The 18,306-nt window shown below is 70.4% G+C and carries 11 protein-coding genes; 6 read left to right on the forward strand and 5 right to left on the reverse strand.

Going from position 1 to position 18,306, the window contains the following annotated elements:
• Window positions 1-8 precede the first annotated feature (8 nt).
• Both QM711_RS18205 and QM711_RS18210 read right to left on the reverse strand, forming a co-directional pair.
• On the reverse strand, window positions 9-2,621 hold the full coding sequence (locus tag QM711_RS18205) for a helix-turn-helix transcriptional regulator (protein WP_415101946.1): 2,613 nt from the start codon (window positions 2,619-2,621) through the stop codon (window positions 9-11).
• Window positions 2,622-2,623: 2 nt separating this feature from the next.
• Entirely contained in the window at window positions 2,624-3,268 is a 645-nt protein-coding gene (locus tag QM711_RS18210; RefSeq protein ID WP_415101948.1) for a class I SAM-dependent methyltransferase, read from the reverse strand.
• Window positions 3,269-3,332: 64 nt separating this feature from the next.
• Here QM711_RS18210 and QM711_RS18215 point away from each other — a divergent pair, with 64 nt between their 5' ends.
• The 4 genes from QM711_RS18215 to QM711_RS18230 all read left to right on the forward strand — a co-directional run bounded on the left by QM711_RS18215 (window position 3,333) and on the right by QM711_RS18230 (window position 7,824).
• The gene (locus QM711_RS18215) at window positions 3,333-3,728 is read left to right on the forward strand and encodes a YchJ family protein (protein ID WP_415101949.1); all 396 of its coding nucleotides are present in this window, start codon (window positions 3,333-3,335) and stop codon (window positions 3,726-3,728) included.
• A 229-nt stretch (window positions 3,729-3,957) separates the two neighbouring features.
• Window positions 3,958-5,868, forward strand: a complete 1,911-nt coding sequence (locus QM711_RS18220; RefSeq protein WP_415101951.1) for a hypothetical protein — start codon at window positions 3,958-3,960, stop codon at window positions 5,866-5,868.
• 73 nt (window positions 5,869-5,941) lie between these two features.
• The gene (locus QM711_RS18225) at window positions 5,942-6,775 is read left to right on the forward strand and encodes a TrmB family transcriptional regulator (RefSeq protein ID WP_415101953.1); all 834 of its coding nucleotides are present in this window, start codon (window positions 5,942-5,944) and stop codon (window positions 6,773-6,775) included.
• A 41-nt stretch (window positions 6,776-6,816) separates the two neighbouring features.
• Window positions 6,817-7,824, forward strand: a complete 1,008-nt coding sequence (locus tag QM711_RS18230) for an adenylosuccinate synthetase (protein ID WP_415101955.1) — start codon at window positions 6,817-6,819, stop codon at window positions 7,822-7,824.
• 41 nt (window positions 7,825-7,865) lie between these two features.
• On the opposite strand, the gene QM711_RS18235 is transcribed toward QM711_RS18230, so the two are convergent.
• Together QM711_RS18235 and QM711_RS18240 are read right to left on the reverse strand one after the other, a co-directional pair.
• A complete protein-coding gene (locus tag QM711_RS18235; RefSeq protein WP_415101957.1) occupies window positions 7,866-8,507 on the reverse strand; it encodes a hypothetical protein in 642 nt (213 codons plus the stop codon).
• A 205-nt stretch (window positions 8,508-8,712) separates the two neighbouring features.
• Entirely contained in the window at window positions 8,713-11,628 is a 2,916-nt protein-coding gene (locus QM711_RS18240; protein ID WP_415101959.1) for a BTAD domain-containing putative transcriptional regulator, read from the reverse strand.
• A 118-nt stretch (window positions 11,629-11,746) separates the two neighbouring features.
• Between QM711_RS18240 and QM711_RS18245 the strand changes: the two genes are divergently transcribed.
• On the forward strand, window positions 11,747-13,108 hold the full coding sequence (locus QM711_RS18245; RefSeq protein WP_415101961.1) for an RCC1 domain-containing protein: 1,362 nt from the start codon (window positions 11,747-11,749) through the stop codon (window positions 13,106-13,108).
• Window positions 13,105-16,782, forward strand: a complete 3,678-nt coding sequence (locus QM711_RS18250; protein WP_415101963.1) for a hypothetical protein — start codon at window positions 13,105-13,107, stop codon at window positions 16,780-16,782. The genes QM711_RS18245 and QM711_RS18250 overlap by 4 nt, the downstream gene beginning before the upstream one ends.
• A 241-nt stretch (window positions 16,783-17,023) precedes the next feature.
• Here the strand turns inward: QM711_RS18250 and QM711_RS18255 are convergent, their stop codons facing one another.
• Window positions 17,024-18,199, reverse strand: a complete 1,176-nt coding sequence (locus QM711_RS18255) for an MFS transporter (protein ID WP_415101965.1) — start codon at window positions 18,197-18,199, stop codon at window positions 17,024-17,026.
• Between the last annotated feature and the right edge of the window lie 107 nt (window positions 18,200-18,306).

The following is an 18,306-nucleotide window of genomic DNA, read 5'->3' on the forward strand; positions in this document are numbered from 1 at the left end:
CCCGACGATCAGGGCAACCGGACGCCGTGCCGTGCGGCGGCGTCCGCCACCGCGAAGCGCGAAGCGACACCGAGCTTGGCCAGGATCGCCGACACGTGGTGACCGGCGGTCTTCGGCGAGATGTGCAGCCGGGCGGCCACCCCGGCGTCGGTGAGGCCGGCCGCGATCAGCGCCGTCACCTCGAGCTCCCGCTGGGTGAGCCCGGCCGGGTTCGCCACCGTCTCGGGACGCGGCCGTCGCGGCATCCGGCCCGGGTCGAGCGCACGCAACCGCGCCGCCGCCGCGTTCGCCGCCGGACGGGCACCGAGGGCGTCCAACCGGATGAGCGCGGCGACCAGGTCGTCCGGGCCTCCGTCGGCGAGTGCCAGCGCCGCCTCATAGGGGACGCCGATCGCGTCCCAGGCGGCAGCCGCCGCGGCCAACTCGCCTCGGACGTGCGCGGCGAACGGCTCGGCCGCCCGGCCGGGCAGCTCCATCAGCTCCCCGGCTCGCCACAGCCAGAACCCCAGTTCGCCGATCGGCCACCGCTGACGCAACTCGACCGCGCGCCGGTAGGTGTCGGCGACCAACTCACCGATCCGCTCCGGCTCGGATCTCAGCCATGCCGACTCGGCTTGCGCCGCGGCCACCGGCCACAATCGCTGGAGGTCGCCGGTTCGCTCAGCCAGCTCGCCCGCCTCCCGCAGCAGCTCCTCGGCACCCGCCGCGCCGGAACGGGTGGCGACCCGGCCCAGGACGACCAGCGCGACGATCCGAGCAATCACGTTCGGATCGTCTCGGACCGAGTCGGCCAGCGCCGTCGCGGTCGTCCACTCACCCTGCTCGAAGAGCGATCGGGCGAGCCAGGCGGTCGCGTAGGCGGCACTGTGGTCGAGGTCACGGTCGGCACACCAGTTCAGCGCGGTGCGAAGCCAGCCGTCCGCCTGCCGGTACCGCCGCACCTCGCCGGCTCCCGATCCGAGGTTGATCAGCGCGTTCGCGACCCCGATGTCGTCGCCGAGCCGCTCGGCGAGCCACCGGCTCTGCACCAGCGGCTTCTCGGCGGCGTCCGGGTCGACGAACCACAACGCCGAACCGACCGCGTTGAGCGCACCCGCCCGGGTCCGATCGTCGCCGAAACGGTCGGCGATCTCGGCAGCCCGGTGACCCAGCTCGATCGCCTCGTCCACCTCGCGGGCCAGCATGTGCAGCTGCGCGCCGATGCTCAACGCCACGGCCAGCGCCGCACTTTCCGCCCGATCGTCGAACCCGCCGATCGCTTCCCGGACGGCAGCCCGGGCAGCCTCGCCCCGGCCCTGGGCCCACAGTCCCCGGGCGGCCATCGCCAGCGCGCGGCCCTCGTCGTCGGGACGCCGCAGGTCGCGCCAGATCGCCCGGGCCCGCCGGCACGCGTCCACGGCGCTTCCGTCGTCGACGAACGCGGCCCGCTCGCGGGCCAGGGACTCCCAGGCGAGAGCGGCCGTCTCGGCGGCCAGCGCGCCGGAAGCGAGGGCGCGTTCGTACTGACCCGCCGCGGAGCGGTGTGCACCCTCCCGCGCGGCCGCTCCCGCGGCGTCGATCCCGTACCGCGCCGTCCGGACGTCGTCGCCGGCCCGTTCGGCGTGATGGGCCAGCCGGGCCGGGTCCGCGCCGCGTTGTTCGAGTTCGACGACCAGCCGCCGGTGCAGCTGTGCCGCGGCGGCGGGCGGCACCGAGTCCTCGACGGCGCGGCGGGCGAGTTCGTGGCGAAACGCGATCCGACCCGGACGGCCGCGCAGCAGCCCGCTGCGTAGGCACTCGTCGAGCGCTTCGGCATCGACCTCCGCCGCACTCAGCACCAGGTCGACCTCGACCTCTGCCCGCGCGATCAGCGCGGCCGCATCCAGTGCGTGCCGCGCGTCCCGGCCGAGCGCGCCGGCCCGGGCCAGCACCGCCGCCCGCACGCTCGACGGCACCGCCGCGGCCGAGTGCGCCTCGACCAGTTCGGTCACGAAGAATGGGTTGCCGGCGGTCGTCGCGTAGATCGCGTCGGCGTCCAGGCCGCCGGCCAGCATCGCCACCGAGGCCCGTCCGAGCGGTCCCAGCTCGATCCGGCGCACGGCCGGGATCGTGGCCAGCCGGCCGAGCGTGCCGGTGAGCGGATGATCGCGATCGAGCCCGTCATCGCGTCCGGTGACGATCACCGCGGCCCGGGTGGCATCGATCCGGCGGCCGAGGAAGACCAGCAGGTCGCGGGTCGCGTCGTCGGCCCAGTGGACGTCTTCGATGACCACGACGGCGGGTGGACGCGGGGCGGTCAGCTCCGCGAGCGCCGCCGCGAACCTGTCGTGCTTGGCCACCTCGGCGGCCATCACCGCGGCGAACTCGCTGCCGGCGGCGAGCGCGATGTCGTGCAGCGGGGCGAGCGGACGCGGTGTGCTCAGCGCGTCACAGGCGCCCCAGAGCAGCCGGAGACCCGCCGGGCGGTGCCGGGTCGCGGCCCGGACCAGCGAGGTCTTGCCGATGCCCGCCTCGCCCAGTACCAGGGTGAGCGATCCCTCACCGGCCCGCGCCTGGTGCATCCGCGTCCGCAGCGCATCGAGCTCAGCCGTCCGCTCCAGTAGTGCGGGGGCCTCCCCGCCGCTCGCCCGCGCACCGGCCACGGTCAGTTGCCGAGCGTGAGGTAGGCCATCGAGCCTCGCCGCCGGACCGGTACGCCGAACAGGTCGGCCAGCTCGTCCGCCGTCCGCGGCCTGGCCAGCTCGCCGAGTCGATGCAGCACGCCCAGATAGCGCGTCCCGACCGGGGTCGCCGCGACCAGCGAACTGGCGAACAGCCGCCCGCCCGGCCGCAGCTGGGCGCGCAGACCGTCGACGAACGGCGCCACGTCCTCGACCAGGTGCAAGAAGCCCAGGCAGAGCACGGTGTCGAACCCGCCCGGCGGGAACGGCAGCGCGAAGGCGTCCGCCTGGACGAGCCGGGTGCCGGACCGGGGACGTCCGGCCACGGTCAACCGCTGGGCGGCCAGCGCGAGCATGCCGCGGGACCGATCGGTGATCACCAGCGGACGCGGGCTCGCCAGGTAGGCCTCGGCGGACGCCGCGCACGTCCCGGCTGCGACCTCCAGCAACGGGCCGTCAGCCGACGCGACCGCCTCCCCGGCGAACGCCGCGTAGTCAGCCGGGTCGGTGCCCCAGGCCAGCCGGTTGTAGAGCCGCGATCCCACCATCGCGTCATAGGTCGCCGCACCGCGGTCGTAGACCGTTTCCGGAGCGTCCCAGGCCGACTCGATGATCGGTTCCGAACCCATCGCGCCACCTCCCGTCGCCCGTCGCGGCGTCAGCCTACGCCGCTGCCATGACACCATGGCTGCGATGACCGACCTGCCCGGCAACGCCGACTGCCCGTGCGGCGGCGGACGCTACGCCGACTGCTGCGGACCCTATCTCCGCCGCGAATCCTGGCCACCCACCGCCGAGGCCTTGATGCGGTCCCGCTACACCGCATTCGCGCTTGTGGACGCCGACTACCTGATCCGCACCTGGCACCCGCGGACGCGTCCGGACGCCCTGGAGCTCGATCACCGGGAGTGGACCGGGCTGGAGATCACCGAGCGGGTGGACGGCGGCCCGGACGACCTGATGGGCATCGTCGGCTTCATCGCGCAGTGGCAGGCCGGCGGACGCCGCGGCAGCCAGTCCGAACGCTCGGCCTTCGTCCGGCGCGGCGGACGCTGGGTGTACCTGGCCGCCACCCCCACCGACGAGTAGGACGGCGGCCACCGCCCCGGTGGTGCAGCCGACCGCGCTGACCGGTGGCCGGGGGCCGGCTGACCGTCACCTGAACATTTCCTTGCCGCCCGGGGTGCGCGGCGGGTCGCCTGCTACCTTGTGCCCGGGTGACGGGATCAGTTCGGGGGACCGTGACCTCCGCCTGATGCCATGCTGCGGTCCGGCCCCTCCTGATCCACCCCCTCCCGAACAGGACAGGAAGCGACCGATGGCTGATCCGACCATTGCGGCGCGCCATGACGAGCACATCCGCCGGCCCGGGTTCCGCTGGGCGCGACGGGCCGGAGCACTGCTGATCACCGGTGCCCTGGGCCTCGGCCTGACCGCTGCCGCCACCCCCGCCCAGGCGGCATCCCCGGCATTCTGCAGCGACGGCTCCCAGCCCTATGTCCCGGTCAGCGAGGTCCGCGGCTGGGCGGAGGGTCACGCGGTGCGCGGCAAGACGGTGACCCAGGGCACCACCCCCGAAGGATTCACCGGCAGCTACATCGGCTTCGTCGCCGACGCCCTCGGCAAGGGCAAGGACCTGCTGGTGTTCCGGTTGAAGAACCCGACCATCGACGGCAAGGCCGGGATCAAAGGCGCCGGGATCTGGGAGGGCATGTCCGGATCTCCGGTCTACGACAAGGCGGGACGCCTGATCGGCGCGGTCGCCTACAGCTTCAACGCCGAGAATCTGCCGATCGCCGGAGTCACTCCGGCGGAGTACATGAAGACCATCGGGAGCACCGCGCTCGAGCAACCCGCCCAGGTCCGGCTGACCTCGGCCAACCTGGCCGCCTCGCCGGCCGCCGAGCGGCTCGCCGGCACGGCTCTGACCGGACGTGCGCTCAGTCAGCTGAAGACCGTCAACCTCGCCGGTGGCGCCGGGGCCAAGCAGAACGCGTTCGTCAATCGGACTCTGGCCCGGACGCCGAAATCGGCCGCCGCGGCGTCCCGGCTGCGCAGCGGCTCGTTCATGGCCGCGCCGCGGCAACTCGCCGCCGCCAAGCCACTGGTGGCCGGGGGCAACATCTTCGTCGGATACACCAGCGGCGATGAGCCGGTCGGCGCACTCGGCACGGTGACCGCGATCTGCGGCAAGACGGTCTGGGCGTTCGGGCATCAGATGGACCTGGCCGGCAAGGTCACGCTGCTGATGTCGAACGCCTCCGCCGCGATGATCGTGCCGGACGGTGCCGGCATCAAGGGCTCCTACAAGCAGGTCTCCGAGATCTACGCGCCGGTCGGCATGATCACCCAGGACCGCAATGCCGGCATGCGGGGCAGCATCGGCGCAACCCAGGGATTCCCGCTGACCGTGCGGGTGAAGAATCCGGGCGGAGCCGTCGTCGGCGACTACGCCGCCACCATCGCCGACCCGGACGCGGCCGCGTCCGCCGTCGCCACCCTCACCGGCCAGGCCGCCTTCGAGCAACTCGACCAGGTGGGTGCGGGAACCGGAACGGTCAACTGGACGATCGGCTACCGGCGGGCAAACGGGCAGACCGGCACGATCGCCAACTCCCAGGTGATCAGCGACCGGTTCGCCTTCCTCGACGCCATCGGCACCCCGCCGGCGGACGACGTCTGGGCGATCACCAACCAGAACCACGAGAAGGCCTCGATCACCCGGGTCGACATCACCGTCACGCTGCTTTCCGCGGACGCCATCGCCTATCGGGCGGTCAAGATCCAGCGGCTGAACAACGGCACCTGGCGCGATCTCGCCGGCACGACGATCAAGACCCGGACCGGCTATTCGCTGCGTCCGGTATTCCAGGTGCTGCGCAACGGCAGGCCGGACGGCACCGCGGCGGGCAAGCCGTTCGAGGTGACGCTGCCTGCCGGGGCCCGGACCAAGGGTTCGCTGAAGGTGGTCGCGGGCAGCCTGGCCGACGGCTCTGCCGGTTGCGGGACCGACGAGGACGGCGAGATCGTCTGCCCGGACTGGTCGGAGCCGCCGAGCCGCAGCTTCGCCGAACTGGTGGCGATGCTCGATTCGCAGACCTCGAACGCCGAACTCACCCGCCGGCTCACCTACCAGGTGAAGAAGGGCTCCAAGAGCATCGTCCGGCACTGGGGCGGGCTCGGCGTGACGATCGGGAGCACGTCCGCTTCTTTCACCATCAAGAAGTAGCGCGCTCGCGAGCCAGCGGATATGGGCGAGGCGTAGTTGCTCTTGCTACTACGTCCGCCTAGACTTCCCTCACGTGATCGAACGTCTGGTCGAACTCGGCCTGAATCAGTCCGAGGCACGGTGCTACCTCGCGCTTCTGCAGCACCCTGAGGCCACCGGGTATGAGCTCGCCAAGTCGGCCGGACTGCAGCGGGCGAACACCTACGCGGCTCTGGAATCCCTGTGCGAGAAGGGGTTCGCCAGCCGGACGACGACCGACTCGCCGGCCCGCCATGTCGCGGTGCCGCCGGCCGAAACCCTGGGCCGGCTGAAGCGGCAGACCGCCCGCCGGGTCGACACCCTGATCGCCGACCTCGCCGTGTGGGCCGCGCCCCAGCCGACGACGGCGATCACCGCCCTGCACGGCCACGACGCGGTCGCAGACCGAGTCCTGGCGCTGGTCGACGCAGCCCGCGAGCGGGTGGCGTTGTGCTGCTGGTCGGACGACCTGGGCTGGCTCACCGACGCCCTCCGTGCCGCCGCGAACTCGGGCTGCCGGGTAGTGGTGAATGTCTTCGGTGACGGCGATCTGGACGTCGGCGAAGTGTTCCGGCACGAGAGCCCCGATCGCACGGTCGGCGGACACCTGCTGTTGCTGGCGGTCGACTTTCGCACGGCACTGGTGGCCACCCTCGACGAACACCCGCAGGCCTTGCAGACCGATCAGCCGGCGCTGGTCCGCCTGGTAGAGAAGCTGATCCGCGACGAGGCCTACCTGGCCGCCATCTTCGAACACCACCGGGACGCCCTGGAGCAGAGCTTCGGGCCGCACCTGGTCGATCTGCGTTCCCGGCTACTGCCTCCTGACGAGGCCGATCGGCTGGTCTCTGTGGTCGGCTTCGGCGCGGCCGACCACACCCTTTCCTGACCATTCCGTTCCCCACCGTCACCCTTCCACGAAGGAGAACCATGCCTGCCATCATCGTTGTCGACGCCTTCTGGGGCGATTCCGGCAAAGGCAAGGTCACAGCCCATCTGGCCCGTCGGCTGGACGCCGCGCTGGCCGTCCGGGCCGGCGTCGGAACCAACGCCGGCGCCAGCTTCACCCTCGACGACGGCACCCTGGTCAAGCAACGCCAGCTGCCCACCGCCTGGGTCAACCCCCGCACCAGGCTGGCCGTCGGCCCCGGCGTGCTGGTCGATCCGGCCATCCTGGCCGACGAACTCCAACGTTTCGGTGTCGCCGACCGGACGATGGTCGACCCACGCTGCGGGATCATCACCACCGACGATCTCGCCGAGGACGCCGCCGACCCCTTCCTGCGCAAAGTCGTCGGCACGTCCGGTAGCGGCGTCGGACCGGCCCGCGCCCGTTACGTCAACCGCAAGGCGCAACAGGTCCGCGAACTCACCGAGTTCACCGGGCTGTGCGGAGATGTGGCGTTGGAAGCGAACACCCGCTCGGCCGCCGGCGAGGTGGTGCTGATCGAAAGCGCGCAAGGCACCCAGCTCTCGCTCTCGTTGAGCTTCGAATACCCCTGCACCACCGTGAAGAACTGCACCTCCGCCGCCGCGATCGACGACGTGGGCCTGAGCTGGCGACAGGTCGGCGAGGTGGTGCTGGTGGTGAAGGCACTACCGACCCGGGTCGGGGAGGGCCCGCTCCCCCACGAAATGACGCACGAGGAGGCCGTCCGCCGCGGGATCGCGGAGTACGGGGTCAACACCGGACGCCCACGGCGCAAGGCCACCCAGATCGACGCCGACCTGCTGCGCTACGCGACGATGGTGAACGGTCCGACTCAGATCGCGCTCACCTTCGCCGACCACATCGACCCGGCGGTGAAGGGTGTCCGAAGCCCCGAGGGGCTGACCGCCGAGGTGCGACGAGTGATCGATGAGGTGGAGCGGATCACCGGCTGCCCGGTCACCATGGTCGACACCGGGCCGCTGCTGAACGACATCGTCGACCTGTAACCCCAGCCGGGTTCAGCCGGCTCGGGCGGCCCGCTGGCCGCTCACCATCCCCTGGTCAGTTCCTTCACGACCGCGAGCAGCAACGTCTTGGCCTTCGCCCGGGTGGGTGCGGTCACCGACACCTGGATTCCGGTGACTCCGTTGACCGCCGCCGCCCGACCCATCACCTTGCCACCCGCAACGGGCCTGGTGACACCGGCACCCCGCCGTACACCCAGGTCAACGGCCTTCGCCGTAGAGGTCCCGCCGGCAGGCACCAGCGCCGGCTCCACTTGGATCTCGCGAATGGCCGACTCCGTGTTGAGCCCGCCCATCTCCACCGTGTAGGTGAGGACGCCATTGCTCAGCGTGTAGCTGCAGTGGTCCAGGATCGGGGAGAAGCCGCCCCCGGGCTCGGCTTCCGGAGCGGTTTCGGTCACGGTCGCACCCGACAACGTCTCGGCGAGCGCCTCATCGATCAACCTGCAGTGCGTCTGGAGTGCGGTCGGACTCGCGGAGGGGCTGGACGTCGGCGAGGAGCTGGACGCCCGGACGTTCGGCGCACCGCTCGCGGCTGGACCGGACGAGGCGACGAACCCGCAACCGGCCACTGCCAGCAGGGCCGTGGTGCACACCAGGGCACTGAAGCCGCGACTGACGCGACGCCCGGGGGTCGCGACCGAAGGTCGAATGAAGGCGATCATCTGGACTCCAAACCCTCTGCGCTGCCCACCTGGGAACCGACACTATTGCATCGGTGCACCTCGGTGGGCAGCCTCGACTCCGCCGCCACGAACTGTCATCTCGACGAGACTGTTCAACGGCGGTACTGGCACGGCGGTGCACCCGGACTGGATGTCGGCACTGCGCTGCTCAACCGCATCGACGCCGTGCAGCGGAACAGTGACCTCACGTTCCACGACCGGCCGGCTGACCACCCCACCCCGGTACGGCATGATCATCGGCCTTCGTCGAGGCAAGATCGGCCAACGCCAGTCGCCGCCCGGCAACCTCGGCGGCGCGGCGATCCAGTTCGGTGAGTTCGTCATTGATGCTCTGCACCTCACGCCAGACCTGGGTGCTGCGCGGCCACCGCATTCCGCTGAGTCGGCTCTGGTGGCGGGCTGCGGCGAGAACCTGCGCAGCGAGCCTCCGATCGCCTTGGGCGCCGAGTAGCAGTCCGTGCAGGGTGAGGGTGCCGGCGGCCTCTCGGACGCCCAAGGCCAGGTGGTGATCGATGGCTCGCTGCGACCAGATCAAACCGTTCTGGGGCTGTTGGGTCAGCAAGCCGAGGGTGGCACCCACCGCGGCCACCAGCCAGGCCACATAGAGGTTCGACAGCTCCAGCGCCCGGGCGTAGGCGGCTTCGGTGCGCGGAAGTAGCAGTTGCGGGTCGGCCTCATCGAGGCTGACCAGCAGTTGCGCGACATCCGCCATCAGGTCGTGCAGCGGGTCTTCCGTCGTGGCCGCGACCCGTCCGACGCCAGCGGCCGCGCGGCGGCCGAGTTCGACATCGCGGGTTCCGCGGGCCGTTGACGTGACGGCAAAAAGAGCGTCCCCCAGCACCAACGCCTGGTCCGCGTCGAACGCGTCGAGGGTGAGCTGGTCGACTTCTGGCACGAATTGCACGGCGAGGTGACCGCGTCCGGTCAGGCCCAGTGCGCAGGCGTGGCTGAGACCGGCCAACAGACGCTCGGCCTCGCCGGCGACCGGGGATCCGGCTGCCAATCGGGTGTTGCGCGCCCACTCTGCGACCAGGCCGCGGTAGTACCAGTAGAAGCCGAGCCGGGTTGCGGCCCGCACCCCCAGCGCGCTCGGGCACCGGACCAGCTGTTCGTCGAGAAGGTGTCGGACGACTGCCAGGTCGGCATCGATCCGTGCTGACCAGGCCCGCTCCCCAGGTGTACCGACCCGGGGGCGGCTGCCGATGAGTTCGCCCGCGTAGGCGTCGGCGCGGTGTGCCTGAGCGCTGCGCAGCCCAGGCTCGGTGCCACGACGGGCGTGCGCACGGATCGGGCTGAGTTGCTGAAACCTCGTCGGCTGCGCGCCCGAACCATGCAACGGAATCAAGAGCGAGCGGTGCACCAGGGTCGCCAGCTGGTCGTGGACGTCGGCCGGATCCTGCCCGCTGATCACGGCGGCCGCGTGCGAAGTGATCGGACCCGGCACGGTCGCCAACGCCAGGTGAAGGAGGTGCGCCGGCTCGTCCAGCCGCGACACGCTCTGCTCGATCAGGTCGCCGAGACTCGCGCCGGCAACGGCGTTCGGCCCGATCCTGCGCAAGCCGGACGCGTCGGCTCGCACCTGGAGGACGATCTCACGCAGTCCGAACGAGCGAGTGCGGGCCGCCGCCAGTTCAATGGCCAGCGGGAGACCGTCCACCGCCGCACAGATCTCGGCCACGATCGCCCGCTCGCCCGGCTGGACCGGACGGCCCAACGCCTGCGCCCGGTCGATGAACAGATCGACGGCCGGGTCATCGCGCACCTCGGTCACGGCGACTTCGCCGCCGGAGTCGGCGGCAGGTGTGGGCAGCGGCCCCAGCACCCAGGTGCGCTCCCCCGGCACGCCGAGCGGCTGGCGGGCGGCCACCACGATCCGCGCTTGGAGATCCTCCTCGATCAACTCATCGATCAGTTCCGCCACCTGCTCGACGACATGATCGCCGTTGTCGAGCACCAGCAGCAGATCACGCATGGCCAGGTGCGCCCGCACCCCGCCCACGACGCTCCCCTGCACGGCCGCGCCCAGCCCGAGCCCGGTCGCGACGCGCTCGACCACCTGCTCGCGGTCCCGCGCCGAACTCAGATCGACGAAGCAGACCCCGTCGGTGAATCGGTCGGCGAACTCGTGTGCCGCCTCCACCAGCAGCCTGGTCTTACCGACGCCGGGCGGGCCGAGCACGGTGAGCGTGACCCCCGGCCGAGTCAGGTTCGCGACGGCGGCCAGTTCCTGCTGCCGCCCGAACAGTGCGGTGCGCCGCCGGGGCGGCCCAGCGATGAGTCGCGCCGGAGCCTCACCCCGGCTTCCCCCGGTCTTGGGGCGCAACGCAGGGTCGTCGGTCAACACTTGGCGGTGCAGCTCGCGCAGGTCGCGGCCCGGTTCCACGCCCACGCCGTCGGCCAGCAGCGTCCGGACCGTCCGGTACGCGGCGAGGGCCTCGTCAGTGCGACCCAATAGGTGCAGCGCCCGCATCCGCAGCGCCCATGGCCGCTCCCGCAGCGGTTGCTCGGCGATCAGGGGCTCCACGACACTCAGAGCACCCTCCGGCCGGCCCAGTTCCAGCCGGCATTCGGCCCCGCGCTGGCGCAGCTGCAGCCGCAACTCGTCCAACCGAGCGGACGCGGTCGCAGCCCAGGGCAGGTCGCTGTGCGGCGTCCAGGGACGTCCGCGCCAGCGGCCGATCGCCTCCTCGACTCGGCGCAGCGCCGCCTCGAAGTCGCCGGCGGACTGCAGGTCGCGGCTGAGCTCGGCGTCCTCCTCGAATCGCAACGAATCCACCGCGGAAGCCGGTGCGATCAGCCGGTAGCAGCCAGCCTCGTGAACCAGCACCCGAAACGGCTGCCGCGGGCCGCGGTCCGGCTCGAGCGACCGGCGCAGCCGGAACACATGGCTGGCCAGGGTGGCCTCGGCCCCGGCCGGCGGCGACTCACCCCAGACCGCGTCGATCAGCGCGTCGACACTGACCGCGTGATTGGCGTTGATGAGCAGCAGCGACAGGACGGCAGTCAGCCGGGGTGTGTTGAGCGGCAGCGGCAGGTCGGAGCGCAGCACCTCGACGGGACCCAGATCGCGATATCGCAGGGCGGCGGCCGGATGTGACATCAATAGCCCTCTTCGACATCGACCACCGCACGTGCGGCTTGAAATCAGATTGAAACGGGTCCGGGCAGTATACGAGCGGTCCGGGCGCGCGGCAGACCGCGCCCGCTGAGGAGGCACCGTGTCAGCAGCGACATCCACCGCCAAGCGGCCCACCAAAGCGTTCGTGTGGGGCTACAACAACACCGGCGAGCTCGGTCTGGGCCATGCCGCTCGGATCGCCACGCCGGCTCCCGCCCTACTGCCGGCCGGCATCGTCGACCTGCAGGGCGGCGCCAGTTTCAGTGTGGCGCTGACCGTTGCCGGCGAGGTGTACACCTGGGGCGGCAACCAGCACGGCCAGCTCGGGGACGGCACGACCATGTCTCGGCGCGAGCCGCGCCGGGTACGCCTGCCGGGCGGAGCCAAGGCGGCGGCCATCGCGGCCGGCACCGATCATGTCCTGGTGCTCACCACGCATCGGCGGGTGGTGGCGTGGGGCCGCAACCACCGCGGCCAGTTGGGCTTCGGCCATACCGACGACCGCAGCACTCCACAGCTGATCACGCTGGAGCCGGTCAAGAAGGTGGCCGCCGGCGACGGCATCTCAGTCGCGATCTCGATGGCCGACCGACTGATCTGCTGGGGCCGCAACCACGCCGGTCAGTTGGGCCTGGGCGACAGCGCCTCCCGCGCCATCACGAAGCCACGGTTGGCGACCCAGGTCGAGACCCGTGTGATCGCGGTCGATGCCGGGTTTCGCCATCTGGTGGCGTTGACCTGGTCCGGTCAGATTCTGATGCTCGGCACAGACCCCTCCGGACGGGCACTGACCCGCCGGCTTCAGCTCAAGGCGGCGTGGGGCCTGGTGCAGGCGATCAGTGCCGGGGAGGACCACACGGTGGCATTGACCAATCGGGGCACCGTGCTGGCCTGGGGAGCCAACGATCTCGGCCAACTCGGGGTGGCCGGGGCGGCCTACCGCAAGAGTCCGGTAGCGGTGCGGCTGGCGGAATCCAAGGGCCGGGCCGTCGAGGTCAGAGCGGGGCATCGGCACACCCTGGTGCGGACCAACCGGCATGAAGTGTTCGCCTGGGGGGACGGCCGCTTCGGGGCGGTCGGTACCGGTCGCGCCGCCGCACTGGCCAGCCAGCCGACGCCTGCGCGGGTGCCGCGGCTGTCCGGCGTGACTTCCGCCGTCCTGGCCGGTGGCGGCTACACCAGTGCGATCCTGGTCGACCGCGGCCCCGCGGTCACCCTGTCGCTGAAACCGGACCGTACGACCACCAAGCAGGGGAGTCCCGTCCGGTTCGACGTGCGGCTGTTGGACGCCTTCGGCACCGATCTGGGACGCGCCCCCGGCACCTCGCTGTCCGCTCCCGGCGCGACGGTCAAGGAATTGACCGTGACGCCCACCGCGGTTGGCTCGCTGGTGGTCATCGCCCGCTCTGGACGGCTGACCGGGCGGGCCACGCTGAAGGTCACGAAAGGCGGGAAACGATGATCACCAAGGCACCGGTCGCGGTCCCGGACGCGGCCGCCGCGGCAGTCGGCGACCCCGAGGCTCCGTTCCGGCGACCGGGTGAGTTCGGCCGCCGCTCGATGCTCGCCGGCCTGCTCGGCGTGGGCGTCGGGTTGTACCTGAACGGCTCGTCCTTCGCCACGCCGGTGGCTCGAGCCGCGACGCCCAGGCCCGCGCCGGGCCGGTTCGGCGCCATCAACGGACCCAACGCCGTCGCGGCCAGCTGCGAACTCACCGATGACGTGTTCTCCACAGCCGACGTCCTGATCGGCGCCGACGACGAACTGCTGCCGTTCTTCAACCCCACCAGCGGTGTGACTGAGGCGCTGGTGTTCAGCAACGGGTCGCTGAACCATCTGCATCGAGATCCGACACAGGCCACCGGCTGGGCCTACGCCCAGTTCGACCTCCAGGGCGTATTCACCTCCGTCACCGATGTGGCGATCGCCGCCAACGACGAGCGGGTGTACGCCCTGATCTTCGGCTCACCCGATCCGCAGGACAACCCGGACGGGTCACCGTACTGGCTCACCTGGCTGAACGACGCCACCAGCTGGAACCAGGGTTTCGTGGCCGATGTCGCCTACGCGGATCTACCGCATGATCCAGGGCCACTCAAGGGCGGGGTCTCCACGCAGGGACAGCCCTACTTCTACACCACGGTCGCGGCCCCCGCGCCGGGCGGCGGCCAGAGCACCCAACTGGTGGCGTGGGTGGCCAACGGCAGCGACACCGATCCGCTGGACTTCTATCCGCTGCTCACCCCGCACAACACCAAGCCGGTGCAGGACGTCCTGGTGCTGTTCGACACGGCGAGCCAGAACACGGTCGGCTCGGCGTTGGTCCTGAACACCGACGGCACCCTGAGCGTCTACGCACAGGTCGGACCGTTCTTCGACTACCTGCCGATGACGGTGATCGGAGGGATAAGCCAGCTGCTGTGGGCCTGGACGCCGCCCAACAGCAGTACCGGACAGCCCGGCGCCGCCTTCCAGGGCGAGATCGATACGTTGGGCGGCGAAGGAACCTTCTTCCTGGACGGCACCGCGCGGCTGATCAGATTGGCCGACGCGCCGGCCTCCGGGCCCAACTCGGTGGTCGTGTGGTCGCGTGGCGACCTGTACACGGTCAACCTGCTGGACGACGACGGCAACCTGGCCTGCGTGCACGAGACCAGCCAGGGCAGCTGGGCCGCCCCGCTGAGTCTCACCTCAGGGGTACCGGGCAGCCCTCAGCCGGGCCTGGTGGGCGTCTTCGGGGTGCCCTTCGACCCGACCCAGGCAACTCTGTTCGCCGTGGGTGCCGACGAGACCCTGAGCGTGCTCACCCTGGACGACACCGGCTGGACGCAGACGCAGGTGCGGCAGAACGCCTCGGACGCGGTGCCCATGACCTGCTATCGACTCACCATCTCCTTGCTGGACTCCGTCGGCAACCCGGTGCGGAACGGTCAGGCCCAGGTGGGCACCGACCGTCTGGTCGGGCTTTGGCAGGATGTGGGCAGCACGATTCTCATACCCGGGAGTCCGGTCACTCTGACCGCCGACCTCCGCGGGCAGATCGTCCTCAGCGTGCCGGCCGAAGAGCTGGACTCCGCCGTGCTCACCGTGCAGGCCCTCGACGACAACGGGCGACCCAGCGGATCGCCGCTTTCGGTGGCCGGCGACTACGACGTGCGCAACTTTCTGGGAGGGTCCGCGCCGCTGACCGATCTCGGCACCCTGCAGGCCGGCACCCTCACATCTGCCACAGCCGACGGGAAGCCGCTGCTGCCGGGCCTCCACCCCGGCGACGCCGGCGCGTTGGTCACCACCCTCGCCGCAGCAGTTACCGCCGGGCGCGGTCAGGCTCCCGCGGCCGGGCGACCGCGCGCCTTCCGGCTGGAGCGTCACGCCGGCCGGCTAAGGGCGGCGTCCTCGGCCGACGCGAAGAAGTTCGGTGTCACGACCGTGGCGGCGGCGTCCCTCGGCACGTTGTTCCACAGCCTCGGCCACGCACTTCGGCACGGCCTCGCGAAGGTGCAGTCGGCGGTGATCCGCTGGGCCGACGACCTGAAGCAGTGGGTGGTCGATCTGGCCACCGACCTGAGCGAGTTGGCCACCTATGCCATCAACGACATGCGTGACGCGTTTCACGTGATCGGGGGCTGGTTCAGCACACTCGGCGCCGACATCGTCAAGATGGTCAACTGGTTGAAGCGCGAGATGCTGGAACTGCTGACGTCCGTCGGCCAGAACGCGACCACCATCGGCACCATGCTCAGCGCCGGGGCCACCCAACTGGGCGGCATCATCGGCGGCGTCGAGAAGCAGGTCGACACCTGGTTCAGCGACCAGGAGGCGACGGTCAACGGCTGGATCAGCGACCTCTCCAAGGCCATCGAGCAGGCGACCTTCGGGCAGTCCCAGCCGCCGACGCCGCCGCCGTCCGACACCGGCAGCTCGACCGCCCTGACCAACGTGTCCAGCAACTTCCAATGGATCATGAAGGTGGCCAACGACTGCCCTGGCATGTGGCTGTACCACAAGCTCAGCCAGTATCTGCCCGTCGACCCCGGCCCCGACCTGACCGGCGTTTTCGACGGTGTGCTGCAGGATCTGACCGCCGCCTGGAAGGACAGCGTCGACCTCGGGGCAACGATCGTACAGACGCTCTGGACGTCTCTGAAGGACATCGCGTCGAAGGACGACATGACCGAGCAGAACGTGTCCGAATGGTTCGGATACCTGCAGGCCATCGTCGATGACGTCCTGGACCTCTGCAACAAGATCGCCGACGCGGTGCTCGACTTCACGCTGGCGGCGTTGGCCATCCTCGACCGGTACCTGGCGTACCAGTGGTCCATCCCGTCGGTAGATCCCGTCCTGAAGCTGATCACCGACGAGCTGCACGTCGACGCCACGATCAGCCTCAACCGGCTGATCAGCCTGTCGGTCGCGTTGCCGGTGACGCTGGTCCGGGTCGCGTCCGGACACAATCCGGTGTTCAAGCCCAGCGCCGCGGCGGCCGCGACGTCCGACGACGGGGACTCCTACTGCTACCTAGTGGCGGCCGTCTCGCAAGCCTTCTGCCTTGTCGCCGACGTGATCGGCGACGTGCAGCTGCTCGTCCCAGAGGGCGGCGAGGTACGTCCGCAGCAATCGGGCATCATCGACTATTTCGACATCATCTGCCCGTTGCTGCAGACGATCCTGACCATGCCCGGCCGCGACGGGAACCTGATCTGGAACGGGTTGCCGACCGACACCAACGAGCCGGGCCTGCTTCCTCCCGCGATTTACACCGCGGTGATGACCCCGCTGTTCAAGATCGCCGACAAAGCGAAACCGACGGCCTCCCCCGACCCCGACACGATCAACTACTACGACAAGGCTCCTGCCGCCGCCGATCCGCTGTCGCAGTATTACGGGCCGCTCGTCAGCAGTCTGAGCGCAGCCGCCAACTGCGTGCTGAGCGCCCGGTACGGCTACGTGAACACCGACAACAAGACCGATGCGATCCTCGGCGCGGTGTTCGGGAACACGTCGAATCTCGTCTCGCCGTTCACCACCTGGTGGCTGAATGTCTCGACGGAGGACGCGGCTGTGGCCATCAAGGCAGTGATCGACATCGTCGGCGGCGTCGGCGCCTGCGTCATGTACGGCAAGAGCGCGTGATGAATCACGCCGGAAGGAACCTATGGACCAGGCCGTCTTCCTCGGCATGGTGGCTGCCGGCCTGCTGCGGAATCTCGGCTACACGCGGCGAGGCGCAACGGCCACCGACTGGCACGCGCCGCAACTCACCGCCAGCGACTCCCGAGTTCGCAGGGCCACCCGGGCACTGACCGGCGCAGCCGCGACAGTCCCCTGGATGCTCCATGGCCTGCACCACGCGGCAACCACGACGTTTCCCGGCCTACCGGGCACGGGACTGAGGATTCAGCCGGCGCCGCCAGGCCGCGTGTCGAATGATGAACAGGCCGACCAGACCGGACAGCGTCACGCTGCCTGCCAGCACCCACAGCAGCAGTGCGGCATCCACCTCTGCGATGACCGGCACCACCAACAAGAAGGCGGCGGCCGCTACCCTGGCGACCGCGTAGGTGAGCCCAACCGCGGTCGAGCGCACCTCGGCGGGTAAGAGCAGCAGACTCCACACCTTGTAGATCGCTTCGCCGGCGAAGGCGTTCGACAGGCTGTACAACAACACCAGGACGACCATCGACCAGACGGCCGTACCCCCAGAACTCGCGCCGGCCGCGTACGCCGCAATCTGCAGGAGCGCGGCCACAACGAAGAGGCGGTCGCGCCACCGCGAATCAGCCAGCCGCACAAACGCCAAGGCGATAGCCAACGACGGCGCGAACGACACCAGCACCAGCCCGGTCGCCTGCGACTGCGTGAGGCCGGTGATGGTCACCAGAAAGTACGTTCCGAAGCTGCCCAGGGTGGTCGCCGCGGCATTCCAGCACAGGTAGAAGGCGCCCGTGGCCAGCAGCGGCAGCAGAACGGCGGAGCGAGCCAGCCCGAGCCGTCTCGCTCCGACCGACCGGACGGGGTCCGGCGAGGGCATCCGGCTCCCGACAGCAAGGCGCAGCATGAGAGTGACCATGGCCACCGCCACCAGGTGCAAGGTGAGCACCTGGGTTCCGGCAAAACCCAAACCCGAGACCGCGAACCCCAGCCCGTAGGTGAACAACACGCCCGCGATCCACAACACCTGGGTGAGCGCGGCCAGTCGTCCCCGGCCATGATCTGGCGCAGCGTCGGAGATCACGGCGAGCGCGGTGGGCACGTCGGCTCCGGCGGCCAGGCCGACCACCACGACGCCAGCGACCAACACGCCCGGCGAAGGTGCCAAGACGATCAGCACCGCGCCAATTGCGAAGACCAGCAGGTCGACGGTGAGCACGCGGAGGCGGCCGAACCGGTCGCCGAGCCGTCCACCGATCAACGCGCCGATCGCCACCGCATACGCCAGCCCCGATCCGAGGATGCCCACCTCCCATGGGCCAAGCGCAAAGTGGTCACGCCATACCGGAAGCGCGATCGCCACCGAGATCAACATGGCTGCGTCGAGATAGAAGGCCATGCCTGCGGCGAGGGCATGTCGCCAGAAGCGGGCCGGGATGGATGTCTCCACTACTGCCGCTCGCTCTCGGCCCCGCAACCCGTGGGCGACCACAGACCGGCGCTGCC

Origin of the sequence: Micropruina sp., assembly GCF_047602385.1 — a bacterium.
Lineage (GTDB): Bacteria > Actinomycetota > Actinomycetes > Propionibacteriales > Propionibacteriaceae > Micropruina.